We start from the raw sequence: 15,248 nt of genomic DNA on the forward strand, positions 1-15,248 counted from the left end.
GAAACGATTCAGAACTCTGGGTGCCGGGAAATGCTATGTACCCGAGGGGCGCCCAACAAGACGTGTGACAGCGGTGGTTCAGGCACGGCGGGACGGGAACGGCACCCCGGCCGGCCGTCGGCATGCCCTGAACGGCACAGCCCGCGCCACGGACCCGGCGGAAAGGGCGGCCAACCGAACCCTTCGGGTGGCCGTCTGCATAGGGTGTGGGCTGGACTGACAGCCCGACAGCCACCACACCGCGCTCACAACGACCTGGACCGCGCGTGTGTGAGTGAGAGGTATGGGCCGGGAGAGTCGTGCTCCCATGAATCACGCAAGGGGAATTGGTGCAAGGGTTGATCGAACAGAAGGCGGTCGGGCTGTCGCCCGACGAGCTGACCGGGGCAGGCATCCTGCCGGTGGGGGACCCCGGACGCGCCGGGCCTGAACGGGCAGGGGGTCCGTCCGGAGCCGTGGCCGAGGGAGAGCCCGCCGTCCGATGAACCAGATCCTCTTCGCGGGGGCCATCGCCCTCTGCCTGACCCTCATAGGCACCCCGCTGCTCATCAAACTGCTGGCCCGCAAGGGGTACGGGCAGTACATCCGCGACGACGGCCCCCGCGGCCATCACGGCAAGCGCGGCACCCCCACCATGGGCGGTATCGCCTTCATCCTGGCCACCCTCATCGCCTACGTCATGACCAAGGTGATCACCGGCGAGGACCCGACGTATCCCGGCGTCCTCGTGCTGTTCCTGATGGCGGGCATGGGACTCGTCGGCTTCCTCGACGACTACATCAAGATCGTCAAACAGCGTTCGCTGGGACTGCGGGCCGGGGCGAAGATGTTCGGTCAGCTGCTCGTCGGCGTCGCCTTCGCCGTCCTGGCGATCCAGTTCGCCGACGACCGCGGACAGACGCCCGCCTCCACGAAACTGTCGTTCGTCACCGACTTCGGCTGGACCATCGGGCCCGTCCTCTTCGTCGTGTGGGCTCTGTTCATGATCCTCGCCATGTCTAACGGGGTGAACCTGACCGACGGTCTGGACGGGCTCGCCACCGGGGCCTCGGTCATGGTCTTCGGCGGCTACACCTTCATCGGCCTGTGGCAGTACCAGAACTCCTGCGCCCAGGCGATGTTGCTGCGCGAACCCGCCACCTGCTTCGAGGTACGCGACCCCCTCGACCTCGCCGTCGTCGCCTCGGCGCTCATGGGCGCCTGCTTCGGCTTCCTGTGGTGGAACACCTCTCCCGCCAAGATCTTCATGGGTGACACCGGCTCCCTCGCCCTCGGCGGGGCGCTGGCCGGACTGGCCATCTGCTCCCGCACCGAGTTGCTGCTCGCCCTCCTCGGCGGTCTCTTCGTCCTGATCACCCTGTCCGTCGTACTCCAGGTCGGCTCGTTCAAGCTGACGGGCAAGCGGATCTTCCGCATGGCACCACTGCAACACCACTTCGAACTCAAGGGCTGGTCCGAGGTCCTGGTCGTGGTCCGCTTCTGGACCATCCAGGGAGTGTGCGTGATTGTCGGGCTCGGCCTCTTCTACGCGGGATGGGCGGTGAGTTGAGGCCCGGCGCGGGAAGGCAACGGGGCACGATGCCCCCGCCGCCGCTTTGTCCTGCCTCGCCGTCACCCCAGACAGGCCCGAGGGCCTGTGTCGGAAGTGGCGACTGCCGGCCGACGCCTGGCACGCTCCCCCAAGCTCTCCGAGCAGGGGGCACCCCCACTCGCCGCACCGGGCGAAAGCCCAAGTACATCCAGTACGAGGACTTCCGCCCGGCACACCGAGAGCACGCACCAGACGCCGCCCGGCCCGCCCTTCGGGCGAACGACGCCACTTCCGACACAGACCCTAGTTGTCTCGGAGGAACTGCTTCGCCAGTCGGTCGCCGAGAGTCACGGCCGCGCTGTGGCTTTCTATGGGGGACACCTGGGAGTTCTTGAACAGGATGTAGGTGACCCCGGAGTCGGTACCGCCGTCGGCCGGGTCCGGGTCGATGCCGAGAGCTTGGGCGGTCGCGTACGAGGCCTCGCCGATGATCTTCGAGGGGCCGGTGTCACCGACGACCGCGTACTGGACCTTGTTGCCGTGGATCACCGCGACGACTCCGCCGCCCTTGATGCCGGCCGAGGCGTAGTTCCAGATGGAGCCGGCGCTGGGCACCACGACGTACGGCAGGGTGTCGGCGCGCAGTGGCCTGCCGTCCGACTGGTGGAAGGCCGTGTCGTCCTGGTACCAGGGGTCGGTGTTCTCGTTGCACCGGTCGGTGCGTTGGCCGTCGCAGTCGATGTCCATGTCGGCCTTCCAGAAGACCGCGCCGTTCTTGCCGCACACCGGGACCGTGGCCGTAGTCCCTTCGTCGGTACGGTACTTGCCGGTTGAGATCTGGGAGCACGTCGTCACCTTGGCGAGCAGGTCGGCCGCGCTGACCGAGCCTTCCCGTGCCGACGTGGGGTCGGCCGGCGATGTGGGGCCGGCTGCCGATGTGGGGCCGGCGGTGATCAGGAGGGCGGCACCGGCGGCCGCGGTGAGGGTCAGTGTTCGAGAGCGCACTGTGGGGGGACCCTTCGTTAGGAAAGTTTCCTACCGGGCGACGTACACGGTGGACCCGTTTCCGTGATGCCGTCAACTCCCCCTGGTCAGGCCCGCGTTGTCGGGCACGACGAAGGCCCGGTCGCGCGGGATGCGCGACCGGGCCCTGGTTGGCGCGAGCCTCGGTGGGCCGGGCCGGTCAGTTCACGTTGAAGGTCGCCGGGTCTGGGCCCAGGCGCCGGCCCTCGTTCAGCGCGCTGATCGCCGCGAGGTCCTCGGTGTCCAGGCTGAAGTCGAAGACCTCGATGTTCTCCTTGATCCGGGACGGCGTCACGGACTTCGGGATCACGACGTTGCCCAGCTCGAGGTGCCAGCGCAGCACCACCTGTGCGGGCGTGCGGCCGTGCTTCTGGGCGATGGCCACGATCGCTGGGACCTCCAGCAGGCCCTTCCCCTGCCCGAGCGGCGACCAGGCCTCGGTCGCGATGCCCTGCTGGGCGTGGTACTCGCGCGCCTCGTGCTGCTGCAGATGCGGGTGCAGCTCGATCTGGTTGACGGCCGGGATGACGGAGGTGGCCTCGGTCAGCTGCTCGATGTGCTCCGGAAGGAAGTTGGAGAGGCCGATGGCGCGGACACGGCCGTCCGCGTGCAGCTTCTCGAACGCCCTGTAGGTGTCGATGTACCTGCCCTTGGCCGGCAGCGGCCAGTGGATCAGATACAGATCGAGGTAGTCCAGGCCCAGCTTCTCCATGGACACGTCGAAGGCGCGCAGCGTGGAGTCGTACCCGTGCTCGCTGTTCCAGAGCTTGGTGGTGACGAAGAGGTCCTCGCGGGGGAGGCCGGACGCGGCCAGCGCCTTGCCGGTGCCCTCCTCGTTGCCGTAGATCGCCGCCGTGTCGATGCTGCGGTACCCGGCCTCCAGCGCGGTGGTGACGGCCCGCTCCGCCTCGTCGTCCGGAATCTGCCAGACCCCGAAGCCCAGCTGGGGCATCTCGACGCCGTTGTTCAGAATGATCGGGGGGACCTTGCTCACGAGCTCTCGATCCTTCAAGTCGTCGGTTGGTTACTCCCATCGTCGACGATCACGGAGCCTCATGCATTCCTGACCGGTGGATTGGCTGTGGAGACTTGTGGTGATCTCCACATTGGCCGGAAATGGCTCCGAGGTTGGGGGCTTATCGGTCCGGACCATTGACCGAGTGCGGCCGTACCGGGACGCTGTTGGACGCCACTGGACCCGTTGGTGAACCACGTACACGCATGTGAACTTCCCGGCCCTCCGTACCGGCACGTGGGCCCCACTGACCTCTCCAACCCCCATCTTCACGAGGTGAGTCAGCCATGAGTACGAGCCGTAGAACACTGCTGGGCGCGACGCTCGGGGGCGCCGCCGGAGCCGCGCTGGGCGGCCTGCCCGCCGCCACCGCGCACGCCGCCTCCTGGCAGCAGAAATGGGCGCCGTCGGCGAGCAGCGACGGAATGCGCGCCTTCGAGACCATCGAGGACGACCGCGCCGACTCGCACACATCGGCCAGTCCGCACATCTTCGCCACGGGCAACAACTGGCGCTTCAACATGCACATGGTCGACCGCGACACCTCGACCGACCGGCAGCGCCACGAGGTCACCGGACTGCGCAACGGCAGCGGCAGCAACTACCTCAAGTGGACCGAGGGCCAGACCTGGCGGGTCACCTACTCGATGTACATCCCCAGCTCGCTCAAGGCGACGACCACCTTCACCCACATCATGCAGATGAAGCAGCCCGGCGCCGGCAGCGCGCCGATCGTCGTGCAGTCGCTGCGACGGGTGAACGGGACGCAGACCATCGAACTGAAGCTCTTCGAGTCCGACACCCTCGTCGGCCGCACCAACCTCGAGCCCCTGCACAACAAATGGACCGACGTCGACTTCCAGATCAAGGTCGGCAACGGCTCGGCGGGCTCGGTCCGCTGGATCCTCAAGAGCGGCGGCAGCACCGTCATCGACGCATCCAAGACAGGCGACACCTTCCTCGCCGACCGGGTCCGGCCGAAGTGGGGCATCTACCGCTCCCTCGGCGACACCTCCGGATCCCTTCAGGACTGCTACCTCCTCCTGACCAATATGCGCGGATACCAACTCGTCTGAGACACCGGGTACTTCAGCGTTCGACGGGGACGGCACCCAGGTACGCGTCCCTGACCCTCGCATCGGCGTGCACCTGCGTCGCCGTTCCCTCCGCGAGGACCGAGCCGAGGTCGAGGACGACGACCCGGGTGCACAACGCCATGACGAAGGCGACGTTGTGCTCGACCAGGAGGACGGCCGCGCCCTCCTCCTCGGCCAGCCGGCGCACGACGGCCGACAGACGGTCGCTCTCGCCGGCCGACATGCCCGACGCGGGCTCGTCCAGGAGCAGCACCCTGGGCGGGTCCGCGAGCGCACGTGCCAGCTCGACCATCCGGGCCCGGCCGACGGGCAGGGTACCGGCGTAACTGCCTCCGACGTCCTCGAGACCGCAGTCGCGCAGTACTTGTTCGGCCCGGCGGCGGCGGTCCCGCTCGTACACCCGCCGGGTCGGCGCCGCCAGCAGGTCCGCCGCGAGACCGCCTCCGCCGCCGCGCCACTCCTGGGCGACCAGCAGATTGTCGGACACCGTGAGCTGGCCGAAGAGCTGCTGACGCTGGAAGGTACGGCGCAGGCCGTGGCGGGCGCGCCAGACGGGGGAGCGGCGGGTGATGTCCGCGCCGTCGAGGAGGACGCGGCCCTCGTCGGGGCGGCGGATGCCGGACAGTACGTCGAACAGGGTTGTCTTTCCCGCGCCGTTGGGCCCGATCAGTCCGCACACCTCGCCCGGACGCAGGGCGAGGCTCACCCCGGCCAGGGCGCGGACGCCGCCGAAGCGGACGCCTATGCCGCGGGCTTCCAGCACGGGCTCCGGGTCCGAGCCGGTCACGCTCTGCGTGGGCTTCACGACCGGATCGCCCCCTTCGGCGCGGCGGCGATCCCCAGGTACGCCTCGGTGAGCCGGTCCGCCTCGACCGCGGAGCGCGGACCGCACCAGCTCACCCGGCCCCGGGCCAGATAGGCGACGGTGTCCGCGACCCGGAGTACCTCGGTCGCCTTCTCCTCGACCAGCAGCAGGGCCGTGCCGGCCGACCTCAGCTCGGTGAGCAGCCGGAACACCTCCTCCACTACGCGCGGGGCGAGCCCCAGTGACGGTTCGTCCGCGATCAGCACCTTCGGCGGACGCTGCAGGAGCGGGGCGAGGGCCAGCATCTGCTGCTCACCCCCGGACAGCGAGCCCGCGGTCACCCGACGCCGGCCCGCCAGTTCGGGGAACCGCTCGTAGACGGCGTCGCGTTCCGCGGCGGAGCGCAGGTGCAGGGTCAGGTTCTCCTCGATGGTCAGGGCCGGGAAGATGCCGCGTCCCTCGGGGGCGAGCAGTACGCCGGCCCGGGCGCGGCCCACCGCTCCTGTGCGAGTGGCGTCGCGTCCGGTGACACACACCTGGCCCGCGAGGGGTGTGAGGAGTCCGGCGGCGACCCGGCATGTCGTCGACTTCCCCGCCCCGTTGGGGCCGAGGAGGGCGAGGATCTCACCCGGACGTACGGCGAGGTCGACGCCGTGCAGCACGGGAGCCCCGCCATATCCGGCGCGCAGGGCACGCAGTTCGAGGGCGGGCTCCCGCTCCGCCGTGTCGGCGGGAGCGGCGGTGTTCGCCGGGGCGGGCGTCAGTCCTGCGGTGTTTGCCGGGGCGAGGGCCGGTCCTGCGGCGTCTGCCGGGGCAGAGGCAGAGGCAGAGGCAGAGGCAGAGGCAGAGGCAGAGGCAGAGGCAGGGGCAGGGGCAGGTGCCGGGGCAGGGATGGGGGCGGGTCCGGCCGCGTCGGCGGAGGCGCGGGGCCCGGCGGACGCCTGCCGGTCGTCGTCCGTAACGGGTTCCCGGGCGGGTTCGGGGGCGGGTTCCAGGGTGGGCACGGTGGCCGCCGCCCGCCTGAAGTGCCTCCGTACCGACAGGGCCGCGCAGTACCCGTCCGGGTCGTTGGCCAGGGCCAGGCCCGCCAGGCCGAAGAGGACCACGGGGAGATGCGTCGACTCCGTCACGTAGTCCGACAGCACAGGCGGTACGACGGCGAAGACGAGGCCCGCCACCACCGCGAACTGGGGGCGTCGCAACCCCGCGGCGACGACCACGGCCAGCCAGATCAGGCCGGTCATCGCCGTGAAGTCGGTGGCGGTGATGCGGGTCGAGTACGACGCGTACATCACTCCGCCGAAGCCCGCCAGGCCGGCGGAGAGCGTGAACAGCAGCAGTTTGGTGCGGACTACCGAGACGCCCGAGGCCATGGCCGCCGCCGGTGCCGAGCGGACCGCGAGCATGGCGCGGCCGGACGGGGAGTCGCGCAGTGCGCTCAGCGCCGTGACGGTGAGCGCGACGAGGACCAGCATGGCCACTCCCATCGCCCGGTCGTCGCTCAGGTCGACCGGCCCGAAGACCGGGCGCGGGATCTCCCAGCCCGTGTCGCCGTTGCGCAACCAGCCCATCTGGAACAGCACCTGATCCGCGAGGAAGGCCAGCGCCAGGGTGGCCAGGGCCAGGGACCGGCCGCCGAGCCGCAGCGCGGGCAGCGCCACCAGGGCGCCGAGTACGGCCGCCGCGCACGTGCCCACCGCTGCCGCCGCCACGAACGGCCAGCCGTGGCTCATCAGCAGGCCCGCCACCAGCGCCGCACCGGTGACGAAGGTCGCCTGCGCCAGCGACACCATCGCGCCCAGTCCCGTCACCACCGTGAAGGACACGAAGACCAGGGACAGGGCGAGGCCCTGCGCGATGACGCCGCTCCAGAACGGGGTGGTGACGGTGTAGAGAGCGACGGCGAGGAGCAGCGCGGCCGCCGTCCACGGGCCCCAGCGGTGCGGCCAGGACCGCCCGGCGAGATAGTCGGTGGGCGGTGGGTCGACGGCGGCCGTCCCCGCCGTGCGCTGTCTGCGGGTCAGCACCAGCAGTCCCGCGAACAGGATCAGGAACGGTACCGCCGTGCGGAAGCCCGTGATGCGTTCGGCGAAACCCGCGTATCCGGCGACCAGGTTCTGCAGCACTCCCAGCCCCAGGCCGCCCGCGAACGCCAACGGCACGGAGGCGAACCGGCCGAGCACCGCGGCCGTCGCCGACACGAACAGGAACAGGGTGAAGTCGTGGGCGGACAGCCCGAGGAGGGGGGTCGCCAGGACTCCCGCGAGTCCCGCCAGCGCCGAGGACAGCATCCACGCGATCGACGACAGCCGGTCGGCGCTCATCCCGCGCAGTTCGACGAGGGAGCGGTTGTCGACGGTGGCCCGCAGCCTGAGGCCCAGCGCGGTGTGTCGCATCAGCAGCCACAGTCCGACGGCCACCGACGCGGTGACCACCCAGGTGATCAGCTGGTCCGAGTCGACGCCGACCCCGTCCGTCAGCTGCCAGGACCGCGCAGGACTGGGCCCCACGCCGGGGAGCCCGAACTGGTTCTCGGCGGGTTTCACGGGCGCCCCCGCGTCCTCGAGCAGTTCCACGATCCACAGACCGAGGGCGGGCAGCGCCACCAACAGGCCTATGGTGGCCACTATCTGCGCCGTCTCGCCGACCCGTGCCAGCTTGCGGAACATCAGCCGGTCGAGGCCCCAGCCCAGGGCGGGCGCCGCGACGCACACCAGGAGCAGGGCGGTCGGTACGGCGGGCCAGCCGAAGCCCGAGTGCAGTTCGTAGAAGGCGAGCGCGGTCACGTAGGCGGTCGCGCCGTGGGCGAAGTTGAAAAGTCCCGAGGCGGAGTACGACAGCACCAGTCCGGTCGCCAGTAGAGCGTACAGCGCGCCGGAGACCAGTCCGCTCAGTACGAAACCCAGCAGGTCCGACATGCGGCGGCCCTACGTGAAGGGGATCGGTTCGTAGCACTCGAAGGGCGCCGACACGACGTACCGGCCGTCCTTGAGCTGGACCAGCGCGCCGCAGCCGAACGACTCCTTCTGCCCCCTGGGCTCGGTGCGGTCGCCGACCAGGGTGCCGGTGTCGGAGAAGCCCCGCGCCGCCTTCTGGAAGGACTCCGTAGTCAGGTTCTTGCCCGCCTTTTGGGCGATGGCCAGGAACAGGTCGGCACTCATGTAGCCGGTGACCATGTGCATGTTCAACGGGACGTCCTTCCCGGCTGTCTTGCGGATGTCCTCCTTGAACTGCCGCATGGCGGCGCTGTCCTGCTCGAACGGCTGGAACGACAGCAGGATGTGCACCCCGTCCAGGGCCTTCCGGGTCGCGCTCCGGGCCAGCAGCGCCGGGTCGTAGTCAGTGGGGTCGGTGAGCACGCCGTCATAGCCCGTGCGCTTGATGGCGGTGAACAGGCCGATGTTGTACGGCGTCTGCATCACGGACACGATCGCGTCCGGTGCCCTGCCGCCGTCGCTGCGCAGGATCTCCTTGGTGTAGGCCGACCAGTCGCTCGGTACCGAGCCCGCGGGCACGGACGCCTCGGCGAAGGTCACCTCGTACCCCGCCGAGGCGAAGCTCTGTTTGTAGGTGCGGATGGCGAAGGTGCCGGCGTCGCTGTCATTGGCGAGGATCGCCACCGATTTGCCCTCGGCGCCGCCCGTCACCCGCTTGAGTCCCTCGGGCCAGGTCTGTGAGATGGTGCCGCCCGGGGTGGGGACCATACAGCCGCCGAAGCCGTAGATGTAGCTGGGTCCGCAGAACGAGGGCAGGGTGCCCCAGCCGAAGGTGGGCACCTTCTGCTGCTGCAGGAAGTCGGCCCCCGAGAAGGTCGTCGAGCTCATCGGGGCGATCGCGAACACCTTGTCCTGCTGGACGAGTTTGCGGGCCGCGGCGAGGTTCCTGGCCGGGTCCTGGCCGTCGTCCTCCGCGCCCAGGTAGTCGATCGTGCGGCCGCCCACGCCGCCCTCCGCGTTCGCCCTCTCGAAGCGGGCTCTGGCTCCGAGGTCGGTGTCCTTCTTCGAGTAGCCGGTGGAGGTGGTCATCGACACGATGCCGCCCACCTTCACGGAATCGTCGGTCACCCCGCGTACCGAACCCCCGGCCTTCTGCGGACCGGTGTTGTCGGCGGCCGAGTTGCAGCCGGAGACGAATAGCAGCAGCGCCCCTGCGCAGGCGACGGTGGTGCGGATGCGCATCGCTCGTGACACGGTCGGTCCCCCTCATGCCGAGTGACCAGTCGGGTGACCGAAAGTCTCGAACCGATCTGACGGACCGTCAATATCTGACGCGACGACAGATGACGGTTAGTCAGGAAACGTCGCCGCCCTCGTGGGCCTGGTACAACGCCTCAACCTCCTTGGCGTAGGCCCGCTCGACCGCCTTCCGCTTCAGCTTCAGCGACGGGGTCAACAGGCCGTGCTCCTCGGTGAACTGGTGGGCCAGGATCCGGAACGTACGGATCGACTCGGCCTGCGAGACGAGGGTGTTCGCGGCCACCACCGCACGACGCACCTCGGTCTCCAGATCCGGGTCGCGCACCAGCTCGGCGGGGGAGAGCCGCGGTTTGCCGCGCATCTCGAGCCAGTGCTCCACGGCCTCCGCGTCCAGCGTGAGCAGCGCGGCGATGTAGGGCCGGTCGTTGCCCACGACGATGCACTGCGCGACGAGCGGGTGGTCCCGTACCCGCTCTTCCAGTTGTCCGGGCGAGACGCTCTTGCCGCCGGAGGTCACCAGGATCTCCTTCTTGCGCCCGGTGATCGTGAGAAAACCGTCCTCGTCGAGCGAGCCGAGGTCCCCGGTGGCCAGCCAGCCGTCCTGCAGCGTGGCGTCGGTGGCCTTCTGGTTGTTGAGGTAGCCCTGGAAGACGTTGTCGCCGCGCAGCCAGATCTCGCCGTCGTCCGCGATGTGCACGGTGGTGCCCGGGATGGGCTGGCCCACTGTGCCGTAGCGGGTGCGATCGGGCGGGTTGGCCGTCGCAGCCGCGGTGGACTCGGTCAGCCCATACCCCTCGTAGATCTGGACGCCCGCGCCCGCGAAGAAAAGTCCCAGCCTGCGGTCCATCGCCGAGCCGCCGGACATCGCGTGGCGCACCCGGCCGCCCATCGCGCCCCGGATCTTGGAGTAGACGAGCTTGTCGAAGAGCTGGTGCTGCATGCGCAGGCTCGCCGACGGGCCCGGACCGATGCCCCAGGCCTTCGACTCCACGGCGTCGGCGTAGCGGACCGCCACGTCCACCGCCTTCTCGAACGGGCCGGCCCTGCCCTCCTTCTCGGCCTTGCGGCGCGCGGCGTTGAACACCTTCTCGAAGATGTACGGCACCGCCAGGAAGAACGTCGGCCTGAACGCGGCCAGGTCGGGCAGCAGCGCCGCCGCGCTCAGCTGCGGCTGATGGCCCAGCTTGACCCGCCCGCGCACCCCGGCCACCTCGACCATCCGCCCGAAGACATGCGCGAGCGGCAGGAACAGCAGGGTGATGGCCTCGTCGCCGCGCTTGGTGTGGAAGATCGGCTCCCAGCGCTCCAGCACGGTGTCCGCCTCGAACATGAAGTTGCCGTGCGAGATGACACAGCCCTTGGGGCGCCCCGTGGTGCCCGAGGTGTAGATGATCGTGGCGATGGAGTCGGGGGTCACCGCCTGCCGGTGCCGGTGCACCACGTCGTCCTCGATGGTGGCACCGGCCTCGTACAGCTCCTGGACCGCGCCCACGTCCAGCTGCCACAGCTTGCGCAACTGCGGCAGCCGGTCGATGACCGTCGCGACGGTCATCGCGTGGTCCTCGTGCTCCACCATCGCCGCCGTCACCTCGGCGTCGTGCAGCGTCCAGAAGACCTGCTCCGCCGACGAGGTCGGGTAGATCGGCACCACCTGGGCGCCGATCGTCCACAGCGCGAAGTCGAAGAGCGTCCACTCGTAGCGGGTGCGGGACATGATCGCGACCCGGTCGCCGAACCGGACGCCGTGTGCCAGCAGCCCCTTGGCCAGGGCGAGCACCTCGTCACGGAACTCGGAGGCCGTCACGTCACGCCACTGACCGCCCTCGTCCTTGCGTCCGAACGCGACACGGAGGGGGTCGTCCTGGGCATGCTCGAACACGACATCGGCCAGGCCGCCAACCGGCCTCGCCGACCCCAACGGAGGGTTGGTGAACTCGCGCAATCCCCGCTCCTTGTGGCGCTCCAGCGCCGTGAAAGCTACCCCACGGGGTCGCCGCCCGGGAGAGGCCGGAATCCACCGTTCGATCGTGCGTACGCCCTGGTCAGCCGGTGAAATAGGGTCACAAGAGGGAAGTACGGGGCCGAAATCCCTACGGTTCAGTAAGTTTCGCTGCCGTAATCTCCACGGAATCTGTACCGGGTGCTTACGGCCGCCGCGCCTCTACGGAGCAGTACCTGCACCGTACGTCACAGACGCGTGCAAGACCGTACGACCTCGGCCGAGACACACGACACCGGTCGCCCCTCACCCCGGCCCCTCGGTGAAGTCCGGTTCAGCGCCCGCGCAGCCGGTCCCCGCCACCCAGGACGGCCGCCGCCAAGGCGTCCGCCGCCCCCTGGGCCGCGCCGCGCCGCGGCCCGTGCACGACCACGAAGTCCACCTCGCCCAGCTCCGGCAGTCCCGCCCGGTCGGGGACCCGCACCAGACCCGGCGGGATCATCCCCCGGGAGTGCGCCATCACGCCGAGCCCCGCGCGCGCCGCGGCGATCAGGCCGTTGAGGCTGCCGCTGGTGCAGACGATGCGCCACGCGCGCCCCTGCTTCTCCAGCGCTTCCAGGGCCAGGGCCCGGGTGATGCCCGGCGGCGGATACACGATGAGCGGCACCGGCCGCTCGGGGTCGAGGCGGAGCCGCTCCGCGCCGATCCACACCAGCCGGTCGTGCCGTACCAGCTCACCGCGCGGATCCTGGGGACGGCGCTTGGCGAGCACCAGGTCCAGTTTTCCCGCGGCCAGTTGCTCGTGCAACGTACCGGACAGCTCGACCGTCAGCTCCAGGTCCACCTCGGGGTGGTCGTGCCGGAAGCCCTCCAGGATCTCGGGCAGCCGGGTGAGCACGAAGTCCTCCGACGCCCCGAACCGCAGCCGCCCCCGCAGCCTGGTCCCCGTGAAGAACGCGGTCGCCTGTTCGTGCACCTCCAGGATCCGCCGGCTGAAGCCCAGCATGGCCTCGCCGTCCTCGGTGAGCTCCACGGAGTGGGTGTCCCGCTGGAACAGCTGCCGCCCGGTCGCCTCCTCCAGTCGGCGCACATGCTGGCTGACCGTCGACTGGCGCAGCCCGAGCCGCCGGGCCGCCCGGGTGAAGCTCAACGTCTGCGCCACCGCCAGGAACGTACGCAGATGGGAAGGGTCGTACACCATTACAGGTTATCGCGGAACGTGATGACAGTCAGAGTGGTATGCCGGATTCCCGATCGCTGTCTCCAGGAGGACGATGGAGAGGGCACGTCCCGTGCCAGGCGCCGACGCGGGCGCCGACGCACAGCACAGCACCATCGAAGTAGTGGAGCACAGTGAAACGCCTGCAACGGCCGCGCCGGATGCCCGTCGATCCGTACATCCTCCTCCTGCTGGGCACCGTGGGCCTCGCGGCCCTCCTCCCGGCCCGGGGCACGGCCGCCGATGTGGCGTCGGGGGCGTCCACCGCCGCGATCGCCTTTCTCTTCTTCCTCTACGGCGCCCGGCTGTCCACCCGCGAGGCACTCGCCGGACTCAAGCACTGGCGACTCCATCTCACCGTGCTGGCCTGCACTTTCGTGGTGTTCCCGCTGCTCGGCCTCGCTGCCCGGGGCCTGGTACCGGTGGTCCTGACGCACTCCCTCTACACCGGACTGCTCTTCCTGACCCTCGTCCCCTCTACCATCCAGTCGTCGATCGCCTTCACCTCCCTCGCGCGCGGCAACGTGCCCGCCGCGATCTGCGCCGGCTCCTTCTCCTCGCTCGCCGGCATCGTCATCACTCCGCTGCTCGCGGCCGTACTGCTCGGCAGCAGCGCAGGCGGCTTCTCCACGGACTCGCTCGGCAGGATCGTCCTGCAGTTGCTGGTGCCGTTCGTCGCCGGTCAGCTCCTGCGGCCGTGGATCGGTGACTTCGTCACCCGCAACAAGAAGGTGCTCTCCCTCGTCGACCGCGGCTCGATCCTGCTCGTCGTCTACACCGCGTTCGGCGAGGGCATGGTCCAGGGAATCTGGCACCAGGTCAGCCCGCTGCACCTGGCCGGACTGCTCGGCGTCGAGGCCGTCCTGCTCGCCGTGATGCTGACGCTGACCTGGTACGGCGGCAAGGCGCTGGGCTTCGACCGGGCGGACCGGATCGTGATCCAGTTCGCCGGCTCCAAGAAGTCCCTCGCCTCCGGGCTGCCCATGGCGAGCGTCCTGTTCGGCGCCCAGGCCTCACTGGCGGTGCTGCCGCTGATGCTCTTCCACCAGATGCAGCTGATGGTCTGCGCGGTCATCGCGGGGCGCCGCTCCCGCGACCCCGAGGCGGTCAGTCCGGCCCCAGCCGCAGCGTCACGAATCGCGGTCGGTACAGGGACACGTTCCGACTGATCCGTTCCACCGCCGTGGTGGCGGTGGCGTCCAGCCAGTTGACGTCGTAGCTGAGCACCAGCCGTCCGCCGCCACCCACCGCCAGGTGGACCTGGGGGTTGTACGCCGCCACGCCCGCCGCGGGCAGCGGTGCGCCGAAAGCCTTGGCGGGACCGTGCCAGGGCCCGCTCGGCGAGCAGGCCCAGTACGAGGTGACGTCCGTCAGTCCCGCGGTGCCCGCCGCCATGGTGAACAGCACATAGGTGTCCCCGTCGCGGACGACGCTGAAGGCGCTCCCCACGCCGGTGTTTTGCGCATTGCCCTGGACCGCGACCTGCCCGCCGCCCGGTACGCCGCCGCCACCGTTTTCCCGGGCCGCGCCGAGGACGGGTTTCATCCGGGCGCGGGCCTGCCACCCCGAGCCGTTCCAGAACTCCCAGGCCTCGGGCCGGCCGAGCCCGCCGCGCGGCACCCGCGCCACATACGCGTTGGACGCCGGCGCGGACGTGGCCTGACGGTCGTCGCCGCCGAAGACGTACGTCCACTCGCCGTCGTCGACCGCCGTCGTCCCGAACAGCACCCGCTTGGCGGGATCGGCCACGGACCGCTGGTCCAGCACTGTGACGATCCCCTCCAGCCGCAGATCGGGCAGTGAGAGGGTGGCCACCTCGGTGGCGGTGGGGACGCCGTAGATCCACGGCGCCTGACCTGCCGTACGGGTCCACAGCAGTACGCGCAGGACCTGCTCGCGGGCGCCCGGCGAGCGGGGTTCCACCCGTGCGGCCACCGGCCAGCGCCACTGCTGCGGACTCGGCTGCGCGAACAGCGCGGGAAACGTGCTCTGCAGCCGGCCGTTCGCCATCACGACCGCCGAGTTCCGCACCATCGGGGCCGAGTTGTCCCGCCAGGCGTACGACTCGCCCATCGGATTGGGCGGCCGGTGCACCTGGCCGAGGAAGGTGTCCGAGAACAGCCACAGCACCCGCCCGTCCGGCAGCCGTACCGAATGGGTGCCGTCACCGCCGGTCCAGTCGTCGACGCGGCCGCTGTCGTCGCCGTAGCGCGCGAACTCGCCGGTGAGGCCCTCGTCCGCCGACCAGGATGTCACCGTCCGCGGCGCACAGGTGCCGGCGCCCTCCCGGTCGCCGTCCGGCAGGGCGGTGAGCAGCACGGCCGCCAGGACCAGCGCGAGGATCAGTCCAAGGCCGGTCCCGGTGGTCCGTCGAGCCGTTGCGTCGTCGGGCATCCCCCGGGACGTTAGCGGCTGTTGTGCAC

11 protein-coding genes are annotated in these 15,248 nt (G+C 70.0%); 3 read left to right on the forward strand and 8 right to left on the reverse strand.

Annotated elements, in window-relative coordinates:
- Positions 1-481: 481 nt before the first annotated feature.
- A complete protein-coding gene (mraY, locus tag EF387_RS25375; protein WP_128378927.1) occupies positions 482-1,549 on the forward strand; it encodes a phospho-N-acetylmuramoyl-pentapeptide-transferase in 1,068 nt (355 codons plus the stop codon).
- A 285-nt stretch (positions 1,550-1,834) separates the two neighbouring features.
- On the opposite strand, the gene EF387_RS25380 is transcribed toward mraY, so the two are convergent.
- Both EF387_RS25380 and EF387_RS25385 read right to left on the reverse strand, forming a co-directional pair.
- Entirely contained in the window at positions 1,835-2,536 is a 702-nt protein-coding gene (locus tag EF387_RS25380) for a glycoside hydrolase family 75 protein (protein ID WP_128378928.1), read from the reverse strand.
- 178 nt (positions 2,537-2,714) lie between these two features.
- A complete protein-coding gene (locus EF387_RS25385) occupies positions 2,715-3,506 on the reverse strand; it encodes an aldo/keto reductase (protein WP_128379050.1) in 792 nt (263 codons plus the stop codon).
- Between the two features lie 350 nt (positions 3,507-3,856).
- On the opposite strand from EF387_RS25385, the gene EF387_RS25390 reads away from it, so the two are divergent.
- On the forward strand, positions 3,857-4,645 hold the full coding sequence (locus EF387_RS25390) for a polysaccharide lyase family protein (protein ID WP_128378929.1): 789 nt from the start codon (positions 3,857-3,859) through the stop codon (positions 4,643-4,645).
- A gap of 13 nt (positions 4,646-4,658) precedes the next feature.
- Here the strand turns inward: EF387_RS25390 and EF387_RS25395 are convergent, their stop codons facing one another.
- From EF387_RS25395 to EF387_RS25415, 5 genes are all read right to left on the reverse strand, one after another.
- Positions 4,659-5,471: an ABC transporter ATP-binding protein gene (locus tag EF387_RS25395; RefSeq protein ID WP_238431679.1), complete on the reverse strand. Its 813-nt coding sequence runs from the start codon at positions 5,469-5,471 to the stop codon at positions 4,659-4,661.
- The gene (locus EF387_RS25400) at positions 5,468-8,389 is read right to left on the reverse strand and encodes an ABC transporter permease subunit (RefSeq protein WP_128378930.1); all 2,922 of its coding nucleotides are present in this window, start codon (positions 8,387-8,389) and stop codon (positions 5,468-5,470) included. Before EF387_RS25400 ends, EF387_RS25395 begins: the two co-directional genes overlap by 4 nt.
- Positions 8,390-8,398: 9 nt before the next feature.
- Complete coding sequence (locus EF387_RS25405) at positions 8,399-9,649, reverse strand: ABC transporter substrate-binding protein (RefSeq protein ID WP_128379052.1); 1,251 nt, start codon at positions 9,647-9,649, stop codon at positions 8,399-8,401.
- Between the two features lie 112 nt (positions 9,650-9,761).
- Positions 9,762-11,609: an AMP-dependent synthetase/ligase gene (locus EF387_RS25410; protein ID WP_128378931.1), complete on the reverse strand. Its 1,848-nt coding sequence runs from the start codon at positions 11,607-11,609 to the stop codon at positions 9,762-9,764.
- A gap of 331 nt (positions 11,610-11,940) precedes the next feature.
- Complete coding sequence (locus EF387_RS25415; RefSeq protein WP_128378932.1) at positions 11,941-12,804, reverse strand: LysR substrate-binding domain-containing protein; 864 nt, start codon at positions 12,802-12,804, stop codon at positions 11,941-11,943.
- Positions 12,805-12,986: 182 nt separating this feature from the next.
- Between EF387_RS25415 and EF387_RS25420 the strand changes: the two genes are divergently transcribed.
- Positions 12,987-13,994, forward strand: a complete 1,008-nt coding sequence (locus tag EF387_RS25420; protein ID WP_162467217.1) for a bile acid:sodium symporter family protein — start codon at positions 12,987-12,989, stop codon at positions 13,992-13,994.
- On the opposite strand, the gene EF387_RS25425 is transcribed toward EF387_RS25420, so the two are convergent.
- A complete protein-coding gene (locus EF387_RS25425) occupies positions 13,933-15,219 on the reverse strand; it encodes a hypothetical protein (protein ID WP_128378934.1) in 1,287 nt (428 codons plus the stop codon). The two genes, EF387_RS25420 and EF387_RS25425, sit on opposite strands and share 62 nt — an antisense overlap.
- Positions 15,220-15,248 lie beyond the last annotated feature (29 nt).

It is taken from the genome of Streptomyces cavernae (assembly GCF_004023625.1).
Classification (GTDB): Bacteria; Actinomycetota; Actinomycetes; order Streptomycetales; family Streptomycetaceae; genus Streptomyces; species Streptomyces cavernae.

Excerpts from the sequence above, each read along its gene's own strand:
- mraY (WP_128378927.1), top strand. The coding sequence starts at position 482 with ATGAACCAGATCCTCTTCGCGGGGGCCATCGCCCTCTGCCTGACCCTC.
- EF387_RS25385 (WP_128379050.1), bottom strand. The coding sequence starts at position 3,506 with ATGCCCCAGCTGGGCTTCGGGGTCTGGCAGATTCCGGACGACGAGGCG.
- EF387_RS25390 (WP_128378929.1), top strand. The coding sequence starts at position 3,857 with ATGAGTACGAGCCGTAGAACACTGCTGGGCGCGACGCTCGGGGGCGCC.
- EF387_RS25400 (WP_128378930.1), bottom strand. The coding sequence starts at position 8,389 with ATGTCGGACCTGCTGGGTTTCGTACTGAGCGGACTGGTCTCCGGCGCG.
- EF387_RS25405 (WP_128379052.1), bottom strand. The coding sequence starts at position 9,649 with ATGCGCATCCGCACCACCGTCGCCTGCGCAGGGGCGCTGCTGCTATTC.
- EF387_RS25420 (WP_162467217.1), top strand. The coding sequence starts at position 12,987 with ATGCCCGTCGATCCGTACATCCTCCTCCTGCTGGGCACCGTGGGCCTC.
- EF387_RS25425 (WP_128378934.1), bottom strand. The coding sequence starts at position 15,219 with ATGCCCGACGACGCAACGGCTCGACGGACCACCGGGACCGGCCTTGGA.